At 67.1% G+C, this 15,551-nt stretch carries 13 protein-coding genes; 10 read left to right on the forward strand and 3 right to left on the reverse strand.

Annotation, left to right across the window (positions count from 1 at the left end):
- Positions 1–17: 17 nt before the first annotated feature.
- From G6N18_RS20615 to G6N18_RS20625, 3 genes are read right to left on the reverse strand one after another with little or no spacing between them, the layout of a single operon-like run.
- Positions 18–1,562 (reverse strand): AMP-binding protein, encoded by a 1,545-nt coding sequence (locus G6N18_RS20615; RefSeq protein WP_083002303.1) that lies wholly within the window; start codon positions 1,560–1,562, stop codon positions 18–20.
- A gap of 9 nt (positions 1,563–1,571) precedes the next feature.
- Positions 1,572–2,306, reverse strand: coding sequence for a GntR family transcriptional regulator (locus tag G6N18_RS20620; RefSeq protein ID WP_067214278.1), 735 nt, complete (start codon positions 2,304–2,306; stop codon positions 1,572–1,574).
- Entirely contained in the window at positions 2,303–3,922 is a 1,620-nt protein-coding gene (locus G6N18_RS20625) for an SMP-30/gluconolactonase/LRE family protein (RefSeq protein WP_083002305.1), read from the reverse strand. The genes G6N18_RS20620 and G6N18_RS20625 overlap by 4 nt, the downstream gene beginning before the upstream one ends.
- Before the next feature lie 138 nt (positions 3,923–4,060).
- Here G6N18_RS20625 and G6N18_RS20630 point away from each other — a divergent pair, with 138 nt between their 5' ends.
- The 10 genes from G6N18_RS20630 (at position 4,061) to G6N18_RS20675 (ending at position 15,543) form a co-directional block, all read left to right on the forward strand.
- Complete coding sequence (locus tag G6N18_RS20630; protein WP_083002308.1) at positions 4,061–4,906, forward strand: SDR family NAD(P)-dependent oxidoreductase; 846 nt, start codon at positions 4,061–4,063, stop codon at positions 4,904–4,906.
- Positions 4,907–4,982: 76 nt separating this feature from the next.
- Entirely contained in the window at positions 4,983–6,302 is a 1,320-nt protein-coding gene (locus G6N18_RS20635) for an aromatic ring-hydroxylating oxygenase subunit alpha (protein ID WP_109749461.1), read from the forward strand.
- Between the two features lie 3 nt (positions 6,303–6,305).
- A complete protein-coding gene (locus G6N18_RS20640; protein WP_083002314.1) occupies positions 6,306–8,162 on the forward strand; it encodes a flavin-containing monooxygenase in 1,857 nt (618 codons plus the stop codon).
- A gap of 75 nt (positions 8,163–8,237) precedes the next feature.
- A complete protein-coding gene (locus G6N18_RS20645; protein ID WP_083002317.1) occupies positions 8,238–9,161 on the forward strand; it encodes an SDR family NAD(P)-dependent oxidoreductase in 924 nt (307 codons plus the stop codon).
- Positions 9,154–10,401, forward strand: coding sequence for a CaiB/BaiF CoA transferase family protein (locus G6N18_RS20650; protein ID WP_083002320.1), 1,248 nt, complete (start codon positions 9,154–9,156; stop codon positions 10,399–10,401). The genes G6N18_RS20645 and G6N18_RS20650 overlap by 8 nt, the downstream gene beginning before the upstream one ends.
- 2 nt (positions 10,402–10,403) lie before the next feature.
- Positions 10,404–11,570, forward strand: a complete 1,167-nt coding sequence (locus G6N18_RS20655; RefSeq protein WP_083002322.1) for an acyl-CoA dehydrogenase family protein — start codon at positions 10,404–10,406, stop codon at positions 11,568–11,570.
- A gap of 31 nt (positions 11,571–11,601) precedes the next feature.
- The gene (locus tag G6N18_RS20660) at positions 11,602–12,519 is read left to right on the forward strand and encodes an acyl-CoA dehydrogenase family protein (protein ID WP_083002325.1); all 918 of its coding nucleotides are present in this window, start codon (positions 11,602–11,604) and stop codon (positions 12,517–12,519) included.
- A complete protein-coding gene (locus G6N18_RS20665) occupies positions 12,516–13,436 on the forward strand; it encodes a Gfo/Idh/MocA family protein (protein WP_083002328.1) in 921 nt (306 codons plus the stop codon). Before G6N18_RS20660 ends, G6N18_RS20665 begins: the two co-directional genes overlap by 4 nt.
- Complete coding sequence (locus G6N18_RS20670) at positions 13,433–14,599, forward strand: acyl-CoA dehydrogenase family protein (protein ID WP_083002330.1); 1,167 nt, start codon at positions 13,433–13,435, stop codon at positions 14,597–14,599. The genes G6N18_RS20665 and G6N18_RS20670 overlap by 4 nt, the downstream gene beginning before the upstream one ends.
- Positions 14,599–15,543: an acyl-CoA dehydrogenase family protein gene (locus G6N18_RS20675; protein ID WP_083002333.1), complete on the forward strand. Its 945-nt coding sequence runs from the start codon at positions 14,599–14,601 to the stop codon at positions 15,541–15,543. Before G6N18_RS20670 ends, G6N18_RS20675 begins: the two co-directional genes overlap by 1 nt.
- Positions 15,544–15,551 lie beyond the last annotated feature (8 nt).

The following is a 15,551-nucleotide window of genomic DNA, read 5'->3' on the forward strand; positions in this document are numbered from 1 at the left end:
GCTCCTCGCGTCCGCGGTCATGTCAGGGCCGCTCGAATCTGATGCTTCAACACTTTCCCGGCGTCGTTCTTCGGCAACGCGTCCCAGACCACAACCTGTTCAGGGGCTTTGAACCGTGCGACTCCGTGGTCCTCCAGCAGCGCGCGCATGCCCGCCACATCGGGGGGCGCCTGTTCGGTTGCAACGACGACGGCGCAGGCCCGCTCACCCGTGCGATCGTCAGGGAGCCCGACGATCGCGATCTCCGCGATCCCCGGATGGCCGATGAGGATGTCCTCGACCTCCTTGGGCGAGATGTTTTCCCCGTTTCGGATGATGATGTCCTTGGCCCGGCCGGTGACGACGAGATAGCCGTCGTCGACCCAGCGGCCGAGATCTCCTGTGCGGAAATAGCCTTCGTCGTCGAAGGTGGCCGTCTCGTCCTCCAGATGCAGATAGCCGACGAGCATCTGGGGGCCGCGGGCGCGGATCTCGCCGTCGACCAGCTTGACGTCGGCGATGCCCGGCTTGCCGTCGGTGTCGGCGGCATGCTCGGCGTCTTCCAGTGAGCCGACCGTGGTCACCGGAACCTCGGTCGAGCCGTAGACCCGCGACACCGCCGCATTCTCGAAATACCCGGTGGCCGCGCGGATCAACGACGGGGGCACCGAAGCGCCTCCGCAGATGAACACCTTCAGCTCGGGCAACCGGGTGCCGGCGCGCTGCGCGGCAGCCAGCAACCCGTCGAGGAACGGGGTGGCGCCGGCCATGTGGGTGACGCGCTCGGCGAGCATCAACGCGACCGCGGCATCCGGATCCCAACGTTCCATCAGCACGGCGGTGCTGCCCAGCAGTAGCGGGCACTCGAACGCATAGATCGATCCGCCGATGTGCGCGATGGGTGACGGCACCAGGAACGTGTCGCCGTCCACGACGTGCCAATGGTCGCCGATCTGACGGATCAGTGCATGAATCGAGTTATGGCTGTGTAGAACGCCTTTCGGGCGTCCGGTAGTGCCCGAGGTGTAGAGGATCATGCGTACGGTGTCGGCGTTCAACACCGGCAGCGCGGCAGCGCACCGGTCGCCGGACAGCGATCCGTACGGGGTGTGACGGCCCGCATCACCGCGCACGACGATCACCTCGGGCGGCGCGGCGATCGCGGCGGTGACCCGGTCGAGCATCGCGACATAGTCGTGCTTGTTGAACGTCGACGGCACGAAGATCGCCCGGCAGTCGGCGTCGCTGAGGATGAACGACAGTTCCCGGTCGCGCAGCGAGGGCAGGATCGGGTTGACCACCATGCCGGCCAGCGTGGCACCGAGATAGATCACGGCCGCCTCGTGCCAGTTCGGCAACATGAACGACACCACGCTGCCCGCGGGCATCCGTGACATCAGTGATTGCGCCAGTGCCGCGGCCTGGTCGTGGAGTTGGCTGCAGGTGAGCCGGATGTCGCCATCCACCAACACGATTCGGTCGGGCGTCGATGCAGCGGCGTCACGCAACGAGTCGGCCAGCGTGTCATGCACCCACAGTCCGCGCCGGTAGGCATCGGTGGTGCGCTGCTCGTCGACCCTCACGGTTGCGGCCTAACCCTTGACCCGGCGCATCGTCATCGAGTGGCGGTACCGCGACGACGGGTGAGTGTTGAGGGTGACCTGCGCGACCTCGCCGTCCGAGGTCTTGTACGTCCTGCGCATTTCCAGCGCGGCACTGCCCGCGTCGACCTTGAGCGCTTCGGCCAGTTGCGGTGTGACCGTCACCGCGGCCATCTCCTGGTGCACTTCGACGATGCTGACCCCGAACAAATCCTCGATCAGCGGAAAGATGGGGCCGGAATGTCGTTGCAGCAGGCGCCCGACGGCGGCGAACGCGCGGTTGATGTATAACTCGGTGGTGCAGACCGGTGCATCGCTGCCCTCGGCCTGCCGGCAGCCCCGCACCGCGAGCCATTGCGAACCGGCCTGCAGGCCGGTTCGGGCGGCCAGTTCGTCGTCGACGGTGACCATCGCATTGGATTCGATCGTGAGCTGCGCGCCCGCCGCGAACGCCAGCAGATCGTTGATCGAGACCACGTCTTGGGCATAGGAATTGGCCGCCGGACGGGGAACCACCAGCGTTCCCGCCCGCGGCCGCGAGGAGACTAGGTTGTCCTCGCGCAGGCGCCGCAGCGCTTCGCGGACGGTGTACCGGCTGACCGCGAACCGTTCGCACAACTGCTGTTCGGTGGGTAACTGCGAACCCACCGGGTAGATGCCGTCGACGATCTCCTTGCGCAATGTGCGTGCGACCTGCAGGTAGCGATGGTCGGTGGGAGCGGTCATGTCCGTCGCAGCGCAAGCACGCTGCCCTCACCGTCGGCCGACACGTACAGTGTGCCGTCACCTGCGACGGTGATACCCGCGAACGGGCCCTGCGGTCCGGAGAACGGCGGCATTCCCTTGAGCGGCTTGGGCTCCACACCCGGCGGCGGGCCCACCGGCAGACCCGAGGCGATGGTCGCGCGCGCGTTGGTGTTCAAGTCGACCGCGACGACCTCCTTGGCGCCTGCGTCGACGATGTAGAGCACGCCGTCGGCAACCGCGATGCCCTGCGGCCGCTGCAGACCGTCCACCACCGTCTCGACGGTGCCGGAAACCGATACGACGCGGCCCGCACCCGTCTCCGCGACCAGCGGACGGCCGGCCGGGTCGAACGCGACACCGACCGGATCCTTCAATCCCGAGGCCAACACTTCCGTGTTGCCCGAGCGCAGCGCGTGGACGCGGCCGGTGCCGAGTTCGGCGAACACGATGGTGTCGTCTGGTCCGAGCGCCACACCGTAGAGCTGGTCGAAACCATCGGCCAGGTAATCGGTTTCGCCGTCGGCTTGGCGGTACCGTGCAATCTGACCGCCCGAGGTGGCGACGACGAAGACGCCCGCACCTGCTGGAGCCAGTCCGCGCAGGAAGCCGGGATAGCCGGGGGAGAACAGCATCCCGACCGTCTGCAGGGACCCGTCGGCACCGACGCGGTAGAAGTAGGTGCCGTCGGCGACGTAGAGATCGCCGTCGCTCATCGCGAGGTCCAGCGGCCAGTTGAGGCCGAAGGCAAGCAGCGTGCGGGTTTCGCCGCCGCCGAGGACTTCGGTGATCTCACCGGTGAAGTTCGAGGCGAAGAGCCGGTCGCCGACGAAAGCCAGGTTGTCGAGTCCCGGATTCAGCTGTGCGAGCACGGTTCTCTCGCCGCTGCGCGGATCGATGCGCAGCACCTGACCGCTGGCCACCTGCGTGGAGACGATACGGCCCTGCGAGTCGAACTTCAGCGCGTCGGGCACGCCGAGGTCGGCGGCGACCCGCTGCGGCTCACCGCCCGCGGGATCAATCCGCCAGATTTCGTTGGCGGTCATCAACGGGTAGTACAGCAACCCGTCGGGGCCGACCTCCATCGCGTTCGGCGACGGCAGGTTCTCCAGCAGGATGCGTTCGGCGCCGCTGCTGCGGTCGAGTTCCATCAACCGGCCGCCCTCGCGGCACTCGTTGATGAACAACCGGTCCTGATGCACGGTGATGCCGTTGGCACACGGGAGATCGTCACGCAGCACGCGGGTGCGGCCGCCGGCATTGTTCTTGGCCAAGCGGACGCTGACCCGCCCGTCCATCACCTCGGTCGCATACAGGTTGCCGTCGGAGTCGAACGCGACGTCGTCCGGCGCGACGATGTCACCGCCCTTGGCGCTGACCGTGTCGAGGGCGCCGGTGCCGAGATCGAGTGCGCTGATCTGGCTGCCCGTCACCTGGGCGATGTAGACGCGCCCGTCGGGACCCGTGCGCAGCCCGTTCGCGCCGAACAACCGGCTGGGAGCGGTCACGCGTTCGATCCGCCAGCCGTCGGCGGCGGCCGGATCTGCGCCCGGCGAGTAACGGGTGTGCTCCTGTGAGCTGGTCGCAAATGGCGTCATGACCTCGCACGCTAGCAAGCTCACCTAGTCCAGACAATAGGCCAGACGAACTGCTCGGCGACCCTTGACGAGCCGATTCGCGCTGGGGAATAGTGTTCTGCAACATGGAGAGCACCATTTATTGTCCGGACAAATAGCGTGGGCGACCTTCTGAGGCTGGACGGACGCATCGTCGTCGTCTCGGGCGCGGGCGGCGGCGGCATCGGCACCACCGTGACCCGGATGGCGGCCGAGGCCGGTGCCACAGTCGTCGCCGTGAGCCGATCGAAGGAGAACCTCGACGAACACGTCGCACCGCTGGCCGCGCAGGGTCTGCCGGTCCTGCCCGTGGCCGCCGACGCGTCGACCGACGACGGCATCGCGACCGTCATCGACCACATCCGTCGCACCGACGGCGACCTCTACGGGTTGGTGAACATCGCGGGTGGGGCCGCGCCGGGGACCTGGATGCCCTCCACGCGCGTGACCCGTGACGACTGGCGCGCGCTGTTCGCCGCGAACCTCGAGACTGCGTTCTTCATGAGCCAAGCGATCAGTCGGGAACTGCGCAGCCTTGGCCTGAAGGGGTCGATAGTCTCCGTTTCTTCGATCAGCGGGATGAACACCGCGCCGTTTCACATCGCCTACGGAACGGCCAAAGCGGCGATCGTCGCCGTGACCCGCACCATGGCCGTCGAGCTCGCGTCCGACAACATCCGGGTCAATGCCGTCGCGCCGGGCGTCACCGAAACCGCCGCGTCGGCAACCTACGTCGACGAGGACCCCGAACGCGACCGCCGGGCGATCGCGATGGGCAGGCGCGGCCGGCCCGACGAACAGGCGGGCGCGATCCTGTTCCTCCTGTCCGATCTGTCCAGCTACATCACCGGTCAGACGCTGCTCGTCGACGGAGGCCTGAACCTGAAGTGGACGCATCTCGGCGCCGACAACACCTCGCTGTTCCTCAAGGACGAGAACTTCCGCGCAGAGATCAGCCGGTTCTAAGGAGTTCACCGTGACCGATACCGATGCCCGAACCGAGAATTCGACGGACGAGCTCGCTGAAGAACTCTCGAGGCCCATGACCATCAGCGTGGACGCCTACGTCTCCGAGGAGTACGCCCGCGCCGAGCGGGACAAGCTGTGGCGCATGGTGTGGCAGCAGGTGGGCCGTGTCGAGGAGATTCCCGAGGTCGGCAGCTACCTCACCTACGACATCCTCGACGACTCGATCATCATCGTACGAACCGGACCCAACGAGTTTCGGGCGCACCACAACGTCTGCATGCATCGGGGCCGCCGCCTCGTCGACACTCCCGACGGCGCGAAGAACGCCGTCGGTCGGGCGCGCAAGTCGTTCGTGTGTGGGTTCCACGGCTGGACATACGGTCTCGACGGTGCGTGCACCCACATCCGCGAAGAAGACGACTGGAAGGGCGCACTGACGCCGCAGAACACCCATCTGGCGCCCGTCCAGGTCGACACCTGGGGCGGTTGGCTGTTCGTCAACATGGACCCCGACTGCGAACCGCTGGCCGACTACCTGTTCCCGGCCGCGAAGATCCTCGACCCGTTCGGCCTGGAGAACATGCGCTACAAATGGCGCAAATGGCTGTACTTCGACTGCAATTGGAAGGTCGCGTTGGAGGCCTTCAACGAGACCTACCACGTGTTCACCACGCACCCGGAGTTCAACAAGTTCGGTGAATTCAAGGGCTGGGCCAAGGCGCAGGGCAAGCACAGCAACATCGGCTACGACGCGCCAAAGGGCATGGACGAGACGAAGTCCAAGATCCGCCTCGGGACCGGCGACGACCCTCGGGTCTCCACCGCCGAGATGCAGATGTACACCTGGGAGCAGACCAACGCGACCACCACCGAGACGCTGGTGAACGCGGCGAAGAGGCTGGTCGACGAATTGCCCGAGGACACGCCTCCCGACAAGGTGCTGCAGCACTGGATGGCGTCGGCGCGGCGCGACGACGAAGCCCGCGGGGTGATCTGGCCGACGATCCCGGCCGACATCCTCGGGCAGGCCGGTACGGCCTGGCAGATCTTTCCGAACTTCCAGATCGGCCAGGGCCTGACGACGGCACTGTGCTACAGCGCCCGGCCGCACCCCAGCTACGACCCGAACAAGTGCATCTTCGAGGTCGCCACCCTCGAGCTCTTCCCGAAAGGCCAAGAGCCGCAGACGGAGTGGCAGTACACGCCCCAGGACAGCCCGAACTGGCTGTCGGTACTGCCGCAGGACTTCTCGAACATGGCCGCGGTGCAGCAGGGCATGAAATCGCTCGGCTTTGCCGGCACCAAACCCAATCCGTACCGCGAACGCAGCACCGTGAACCTTCACTACCAACTGTCCAAGTACATGGGCACCGGCGAACCGAAAGAGCTCTAGACAATGACAGTGTTCGACACCTGCGGTCCCACGCAGACGCCCGACGACATCGACATCGACGCGCTGCGGGAGAAGTACGCCCAAGAGCGGGCCAAAAGGCTTCGGCCCGAGGGCTCCAAGCAGTACGTCGAGTTGTCCGACGACTTCGCCGGCTACTACGAGGTGGACCCGTACACCCCCGTCGCGCCGCGTGACCCGATCGCCGAGGACATCGACGTCGCGGTGCTCGGCGGCGGTTTCGGCGGGTTGCTGTCGGCGGCCTATCTGAAGAAGGCCGGTGTCGAGGACGTCCGCATCATCGAGTTGGGCGGCGACTTCGGTGGCGTCTGGTACTGGAACCGCTATCCCGGAATCCAGTGTGACAACGAGTCCTACTGCTACATCCCGCTTCTGGAGGAGCTCGACTACATCCCGAGCAAGAAGTTCGCCGACGGACCAGAGATCTACGAGCACTGCCGGCGCATCGGTAAGCACTTCGGCCTCTACGACTCGGCGATCTTTTCCACCCAGGTCCGCGACATGCGCTGGGACGAGGAAGTCAAGCGCTGGCGTATCGCCACCAACCGCGGCGACGACATCCGGGCCCGGTTCGTCGTGCTGGCCTCGGGACCGTTTCACCGGCCCAAGTTGCCGGGTATCCCGGGCTTGAAGGACTTCAAGGGGCACAGCTTCCACTCGTCGCGATGGGACTACGAGTACACCGGTGGCGACTACACCGGCGGCATGGACAAGCTCGCCGACAAACGCGTCGCGATCATCGGCACCGGCGCCACCAGCATCCAGGTGGTGCCGTTCCTGGCCCGGGATGCCCAGCACCTGTACGTGTTCCAGCGCACGCCGTCGACGGTCGATGCGCGCAACAACGCGCCGACCGACCCCGAGTGGGTGAAGACGCTGCAGCCGGGCTGGCAGAAGGAGCGGCAGCGCAACTTCCACTCGTGGACGTTCGAGGGCATGGCCCTCGGCCAGCCGGATCTGGTGTGCGACTTCTGGACCGAACTGGGCCGCAACACCGCCGCTCGCGTTCTGTCGCTCGAAGATCCGTCCACGTTGACGCCGGAACAGTTCGTGGCGATCCGCGAGGAAGAGGACTACAAGATCATGGAGCGGCTGCGCCGCCGGATCGCCGAGGTCGTCGATGATGACGACACCGCCGAGGCGCTCAAGCCGTACTACCGCTTCCTGTGCAAGCGGCCGCTGTCCAACGACGACTACCTGCCGACGTTCAACCGGCCCAACGTCACGCTGGTCGATGTCTCCGGTTCCAAAGGCGTCGAACGGATCACGGAGAAGGGGCTGATCGCCAACGGTCAGGAGTACGAGGTCGACTGCATCATCTATGCCAGCGGCTTCGAGATCACCACCGAGATCAGCAGGCGCTACTCGATCGATGCCATCGAAGGACGCGACGGGCTCTCGCTCTACGACTACTGGCGCGACGGCTACAAGACGCTGCACGGCATGACGAGCCGCGGCTTCCCCAACCAGTTCTTCACCGGTTTCACCCAGGTCGGCATCTCGGCCAACATCGCGGCGAACTACGAACTGCAGGGTGAGCACATCGCCTACATCATCGCCGAGGCGCTCAAGCGCGGCGCGACGGTCGTGGAGCCGACGCCCGAAGCGCAAGACGGGTGGTGCGCGACCATCTGCGAAACCGCAGTCGACAACTCGGCTTTCGACGCGTCCTGCACCCCTGGCTACTACAACAACGAAGGCGGTGGCCCAGGATCTGAGCAGGGCGAGGGCATCCGGTCCCATCTCGGCGAGCCCTACGGCCCGGGTTTCTACGCGTTCGGCGATCTGCTCAAGGAGTGGCGCGACAAGGGCGATCTCGACGGCCTGGAGTTGCGTTCGTGACCCCTTCTACGCGCCGAGCGCACGGTCGGTGCCCGCTTACTCGCGATTCTTGTACAGGAAGCGTGCATTCGGCGCATGGCTGACCTGAGATTCGACGGGCGAGTCGCGGTCGTGACCGGCGGCGGCAGGGGGCTGGGCCGCTCGTACGCGCTGCTGCTGGCCGAGCGCGGGGCGAAGGTCGTCGTCAACGATTTAGGGGGGAGCCTAGACGGTGACGGGTCCGACGCCACGCCCGCCGCGGACGTTGTCGGCGAGATCACCGCTGCCGGTGGAGAAGCCGTCGTCAGCACCGACTCGGTGGCCACTCCCGCGGGCGGGAAGGCGATCATCGACACCGCGATCGAGCATTACGGGCGCGTCGACGTGCTGGTCCACAATGCCGGCATCGTCCGTCGCGCCCCACTCGCGGAGATGACCTACGACGACTTCGAGGCGGTTCTCGACGTCCATCTGCGCGGCGCTTTCCACGTCGTGCGTCCCGCTTTCCCGGTGATGTGCGACGCCGGTTACGGCCGCATCGTGCTGACCTCCTCGATCGGCGGTCTGTACGGCAACCACGACGTCGCGAACTATGCGGTCGCCAAGGCGGGCGTGCTCGGGCTGTCCAACGTCGCGGCCATGGAGGGCGCCGCACACGGCGTCAAGAGCAACGTGATCGTGCCCGCCGCGGTCACCAGGATGGCTGAGGGCATCGACACCTCGGCGTATCCGCCGATGGGTGCCGACCTGGTGGCACCCGCGGTCGGCTGGCTGGCGCACGAGACCTGTTCGATCACAGGGGAAATGTTCATTGCGCTGGCCGGTCGGATCGCCCGGGCGGTGGTCGCGGAGACACCCGGCGTGTACCGGCCGGCGTGGTCGATCGAGGACGTTGGCCAACAGATCTCCGCCATCCGGAACCTGTCGGAAACCGTCGTGTTCCCCGTCGTGCCCGACGGCCACAACGAGCACATCAGGTACAGCTTCGCGATGGCCCAGCGGGGAGCGATCCATGCCTAGCGGACCGCTGACCGGCGTGCGCGTCGTCGACCTCACCGCGATGGTGATGGGTCCGTACTGCACGCAGATCATGGCCGACATGGGCGCCGACGTGATCAAGGTCGAACCGCCGCAAGGCGATAACACCCGCTTCATCTCGGTGGGACCCGCACCCGGAATGAGCGGCGTGTTCGTCAACGTCAACCGCGGCAAGCGCAGCGTGGTGCTGGATCTGCAGACCGAGGGCGGCAAGGCCGCGATGCGCGCGCTGATCGAACAGGCCGACGTGTTCATCCACTCGATGCGCGCCAAGGCGATCGCCAAGCTGGGCTTCGGGTACGACGAGGTCGCGTCGATCAACCCCGCGATCGTCTACACGAACTGCTACGGCTACGGCCGCCGCGGACCCGACCGCGACCGGCCCGCCTACGACGACACCATCCAGGCCGAAGCCGGATTGCCCGCGGTGCAGCAGCAATTGACGGGTGAGGCGGACTTCGTCGGCACGATCCTGGCCGACAAGGTGGCCGGGTTGACCGCCCTGTACGCGACGACGATGGCGCTGTTCCATCGCGAGCGCACCGGAGAGGGTCAGGAGGTCGAGGTCGCCATGTTCGAGACGATGGCGTCCTTCATGCTGGTCGAGCATGCCAACGGCGCCATGTTCGACCCCCCGCTCGGGCCCGCGGTGTACCCCCGCACGGTGGCGCCCAACCGCAGGCCGTACCGCACCAGCGACGGCTACATCGCCGCACTGATCTACAACGACAAACACTGGAAAGCGTTCATCGACGCGGTGCAGCCCGCGTGGAACAACGACACCTACGCCACGCTCGAACGGCGGGCCCACAACATCGACGTGGTCTACGGGCTGTTGGCCGAGACCATGAAGGAACGCACGACGGCCGAATGGCTCGCGCTGTTCCGTGAACTCGAGATTCCCGCGGCACCGCTGAACACGCCCGACGCGCTGTTCGACAACGCCCACCTCAATGCGGTGGGTTTGTTCGAGACCGTCGAAACCCCACAGGGCCCCGTGCGGTTCCCCGGCGTGCCGACCTGGTTCTCCCGCACCCCGGGCCGCGTCGCCGGGCCGGCCCCGGCGCTGGGCGCCGACACCGATGCCGTGCTCGACGAACTCGGGCTCGGCGCGGCCGGCCTCAACGCACCCGCATACGCCGAGACTACGGTTGATGACGAAAATCAGCCGAATTCCGTCAGAAACCGTAGTGTCGGCGCGGCCAACGCGGAGCCGGTGTAGCCATGGACTTCGAGATGGGTCCCAAGGCCGCCGAGTTGCGCGGGAAACTGCGCCGGCTGGTGAAACAGAATGTCCCAGAGCATTATCTGGGTGCGTTCACCGACGACCCCGCCGATCTGGAGATCGCGCAGCGGTTCTGCCGCATGCTCGCCGAACGCGAACTGCTGTGCCTGTCCTGGCCCCGGGAGTTCGGCGGCGGCGGCGCGTCGGTGTGGGAGCAGACCGTGGTGCGCGAGGAGATGTGGGCGCATCACGAACCGCGCGGCGCGCAGTACATGGGCGTCAACTGGGTCGGGCCGATCATCACGCGCCACGGCACCGAAGAGCAGCAGCGCAAGCATCTTCCGCCGATCGCGCGCGGCGAGGTGATCTGGTGTCAGGGGTTCTCCGAGCCCGAGGCCGGTTCCGACCTCGCGTCGCTGCGCACCACGGCGCGCCGCGATGGCGACGGTTGGCTGGTCAGCGGGCAGAAGATCTGGACGTCGTACGCCACGATGGCGCAGTGGTGCTTTCTGCTGGCGCGCACCTCTCGCGTGGGAGAAGGCGCAACCCAAAAAAAGCAGCAGGGCCTCACCATTTTCCTGGTGCGGATGGATGATCCGGCGATCCAGGTCCGGCCGATCCGCGCCATGTTGGGCCCACACCATCTCAACGAGGTGTTCTTCGACGACCTGCGTGTCACCGAAGCGGATGTGCTCGGGACCGTCGACGAGGGCTGGTCGATCGTGCAGGACGTGATGGCCTTCGAGCGGGTCGGTATCGCCCGGTACGCGCGCTGCGAACGCCTGCTCGCCGCGGCGCCCACGGTGCTCGGCGACCGCTGGGACGACCTGCCGGCGGAGCTGCGCACCCGGTGGATCCGAATGCTGACGCACTGCCGCCGGGCCCGGTTGATGGCCTATCGCGTGGTCTCGCTGCAGAGCAGCGGACGCATCCAGCCGGGCGACGCCGCCGCCTATCGAATCGCGGTCACCAAGCTGGACCAGGACAGCGCGGAAGTGCTGATGGACATCGCGGCCGAAGTGTCGCACGGCGATTCGCGCGCCAAGTGGTTCCTCGGCGAGGTCGAGGATCACTGGAAGTACTCGCAGGCCTCTACCGTTTCGTCGGGCAGCATCGAGATGCAGCGCATCCTGCTGTCCCGCGCGCTGTTGGCGGTGCGCACGTGAGGAGCAGTAAGGGCTGGGCGAAATGAGCGGGATGGTTCTCGACCTGTCCGACGACGCCAAAGAATTCGGGCGCGAGGCACTTCGGGCATTCGAAGCCGCCGGCGGCGACCAGCTGGTGCAGCAGGCCGAGGCCAAACCCGCGAAGCGTGAATCACTGGTCGGCCCGATCCTGAGCGGGCTCGGGGCATGGGAACTCGATGCGCGAAGCGACGCCGACAGCCTCGAAGCGGCCGCCGCGTTGTGCCGCAGCGCGGGCTACTGGGCGCTGCCCTATCCGGTCGCCGAACGCCTGGCCGCCCCAACCGATCTGGACACCGACGGACTGATCGTCGTCGCGGGAAGGCGCCCGTCCGGCGTGGTCGTTGGACTCGAAAACCGCTGGACCGCAGTCACCGTGGAGGGCGTACGCAGCGCCGTGACCGGGCTTGGCCCCGCCGGCGCGGGCTTCGTCGCCGAACTGCAGACGGTCCGTGTCGATGACGACGGTGCCGCCGACATCGCGCTCGCGCTGGTGTTGCCGTGCTGGACGCTGCTCGGCATGCTCGACCGGGCGATCGAACTGACCGTCGCACACGTCACCCTGCGCAAGCAGTTCGGGCAGCCGCTGTCGTCGTTCCAGGGCGTGCAGTTCCAGCTGACCGATGCCGAGGTCGAGCGCAGCGGCCTCGACATCCTCGCCAATCACGCGCTGTGGAGCCTCGGTACCGCGCGCCCCGAGGCCCTCAACGACGCTCTCGCGCTTCGGATGTCGGCCCTCGAAGCCGCCGAAGTCGTATTCCGGGTGTGCCATCAGTTGCACGGCGCGGTCGGCTTCTGCGACGAGACCACGCTGTCGTGGCTGTCGCGCTACAGCCAACCGTTACGCCGGCTGCCGCTCGGGCTGTCGGCCACCCGTGATGCGTTGACCCGCAGGGCTGGCGGCACCGGCCTGACGGGGTTGTACGCATGAAGGTTGCGGTGATCGGCACCGGCTTCGGCAAGCACGCCGCGGCGCCCGCATACGCCGGCCTCGGGTTCGATGTCGAGGTCGTCAGCCCGCGCGACGAGGCCGCAGTCAAGGCTGCGCTCGCCTCCGACGTCGACCTGGTCTCCGTGCATTCACCGCCGTTCCTGCACCTCGAACATGTGACCGGCGCGATCGAGCACGGCCACGCGGTGTTGTGCGACAAGCCGTTCGGCCGCAACGCCGAGGAAGCGGCACAGATGCACGCAAGGGCTGGCGACGCCGGTGTGCTGCACTTCCTCAACTTCGAGTTCCGGTTCAACGAGTCATGGGCGCGACTCAAGGAACTAGCGGACGGCGGAGCGATCGGAACACCCCGGCACCTCCACTGGTCGTTCTTCGGAAGCGGGTTGCGGGACCGCAAGCACGGCTGGATCAACGACGCGGATCTCGGCGGCGGCTGGATCGGCGCCTACGGCTCACATCTGATCGACTTCACCCGGCACCTGTTCGGCAGTGAGATCGCCGATTGCGGGGGCGTGACCCGAGCCGATATCGCCGGCGCCACCGCCGAAGACGCGTACTACGCGTGGTTCACAATGGCCAACGGCGCCACGGCGACTCACGACACCGGGTTCGCCGCCGCCGTGCCGTCGCCGCCGGCGGTCACGCTGATCGGCAGCGAGGGCACCATCGAACTGGCTGCCGACACGACGCTCGTTTTGCGGCGGCCCAATGCCGATCCGGAAACCGTCGACTTCGCGCCGCCACCCCGGCGGTCGCCGCCACCGGCGCTGTCGGCGTTCCTCGGTCGCGTCGCCGAGGCATTGCGCGCCGGCGCTCAGATCGGCCCATCCTTCGACGACGGCCTCGCCGTCGCGCGCGCCATGGACCTGCTGCGGGCCAAGGCGGTGCGCGTATGACCCCGGACCAGGCTCAGTTTCGGCAGGACGTGCGGCGGTGGTGCGTCGAACACATTCCGAAGGACTGGCGCGCAACGCAGACGGGCGCCACCGACGAGGAGTTCGTCGCGTTCCAGAAGGCGTGGTTCGCCGAACTGCACGCCGCGGGCTTCGCGGTCCCGCACTGGCCCGCCGAGTGGGGCGGCGGCATGTCGGTGGCCGAGCAGGTGGTGCTGTACCAGGAGTTGGCTGCACACGACGCGCCGCGTCTGGTGCTCGCTTTCGTCGGGATCCATCACGCCGCATCGACGCTGCTGGTCGCGGGCACCGAGGAGCAACGGCGCCGCCACCTTCCCGCGATCCTCGACGGCGAGATCTGGGTGCAGGGCTTCTCCGAACCCGAGGCCGGCTCCGATCTGGCGAGCTTGCGCACCACGGCCCGAAGAGAGGGCGACTCCTATGTCGTCAACGGGCAGAAACTGTGGGCCAGCGGGGGCAAGCATGCGGACTGGTGTCTGCTGCTGGCCCGCACCGATCCGAATGCGCCGAAGCGCAAAGGTATTTCGTACTTCCTGCTCGACATGACCACGCCCGGGGTGGAGGTCCGGCCCATCCGCAACGCGATCGGCGACTCGCACTTCTGCGAGATCTTCCTCAACGACGTGTCGATTCCGGCCGCCAACCTGGTCGGCGAGGAGAACGCCGGCTGGCAGGTCGCCCAGGCCACCCTCGGCGCCGAGCGCGGCATGACGATGCTCGAACTCGCCGAGCGGCTCGGCAACGCGGGGTTCCGATGGTTGACGCAGAGCGCCCCGGTCGACGACCCCGTGGTGGCCGACCGGCTCGCGCAGTTCGAGATCGACATCTCCGGTCTGCGCGGGTTGTGCCGAAAGCTGGTCGAGGACAACGAGGACGGCGAACCGGGACCCGCAGATGCCTCGATCGTCAAGCTGTTCTACAGCGAGCTGCTGCAGCACATGACCGACTTCGGCGCCGAGATCGGCGGGCTGGCCGCGCACACCGAACTGACCAAGCCGATGTCGAGTGGTTGGGAGTCAGGCGCATGGGTGCTTGACTTCGTCGGGTCGTGGGAGTGGACCATCCCCGGCGGCGCGAGCGAGATCCAGCGCACGATCATCGGGGAGCGAGGCCTCGGCCTGCCCCGGGAACCGAGCGCCGTCTGATGAACTCCGAATTCGCTGAGTTCCACGACGAACTGCGGTCCGTGGCGGGGGACCTGCTCGCCAAGGACCGCCGCGTGCAATGGTCGACGTTGGTGGACGCGGGCTGGGTCGGGCTGGAGGTGCCCGAGCAGTTCGGCGGTGCCGGCGCATCGTTCGCCGAAACCGCAGTCGTCTGTGAGGAGATCGGCCGCGCCGCGAGCGCAACCGGCTATCTCGGTAGCGCGGTGCTGGCGGTCGGTACACTGAACGCGCTGCAGCCCAGCGACACTCGTGATCGGCTGCTGGCCGAGGTCGCGTCCGGCAGCTCGAGGGTAGCCGTCGCGCTCGAGCCCTACGAGTTCGTACCCGACGCCGAAGGCGCCGACTGCGTCCTGGTGGTCGCCGGTGAGGGTGTCACCGCCACGACGCCGACGGTGACCGCTCAACTCGTTGTGGACGAGACGAGACGGCTGGCAACGGTGACGCCGCAGTCCGGCGAACTACTCAGGTTCGGAAGCGACGCCGCAGTGCAACGGTTACACGACCGCGCCGCCGTCGCGATCGCCTGCGACAGCCTCGGTCTGAGCGAGGCGATGCTCGACGCGACCGTCGGGTACGCGAAGGTGCGTCACCAGTTCGGCAGAGCCATCGGGTCGTTCCAGGCCGTCAAACACGCGTGTGCCGACATGCTGGTCAGCATCGCGGTGTCCCGCCAACTCGTCGGCGCCGCGGTGCAGGCCGTGGCCGAGGGTCAACGCGACGCGGGCAGAGCCGCCTCGATGGCCAAGGCCCACGCCTGTGCCGCGGCGGTCGACATCGCCGGCAAGGCCATGCAACTGCACGGCGGTATCGGCTACACGTGGGAGAGCGGAATCCACGTCTACCTGAAGCGCGCCACCCTCAACCGTTCGCTGTTCGGCTCGCCGGCAGCACACCGCAAACGACTAGCACAACGCTATCTGTAGAGAAATCA

Source organism: Mycolicibacterium celeriflavum (assembly GCF_010731795.1).
GTDB lineage: Bacteria > Actinomycetota > Actinomycetes > Mycobacteriales > Mycobacteriaceae > Mycobacterium > Mycobacterium celeriflavum.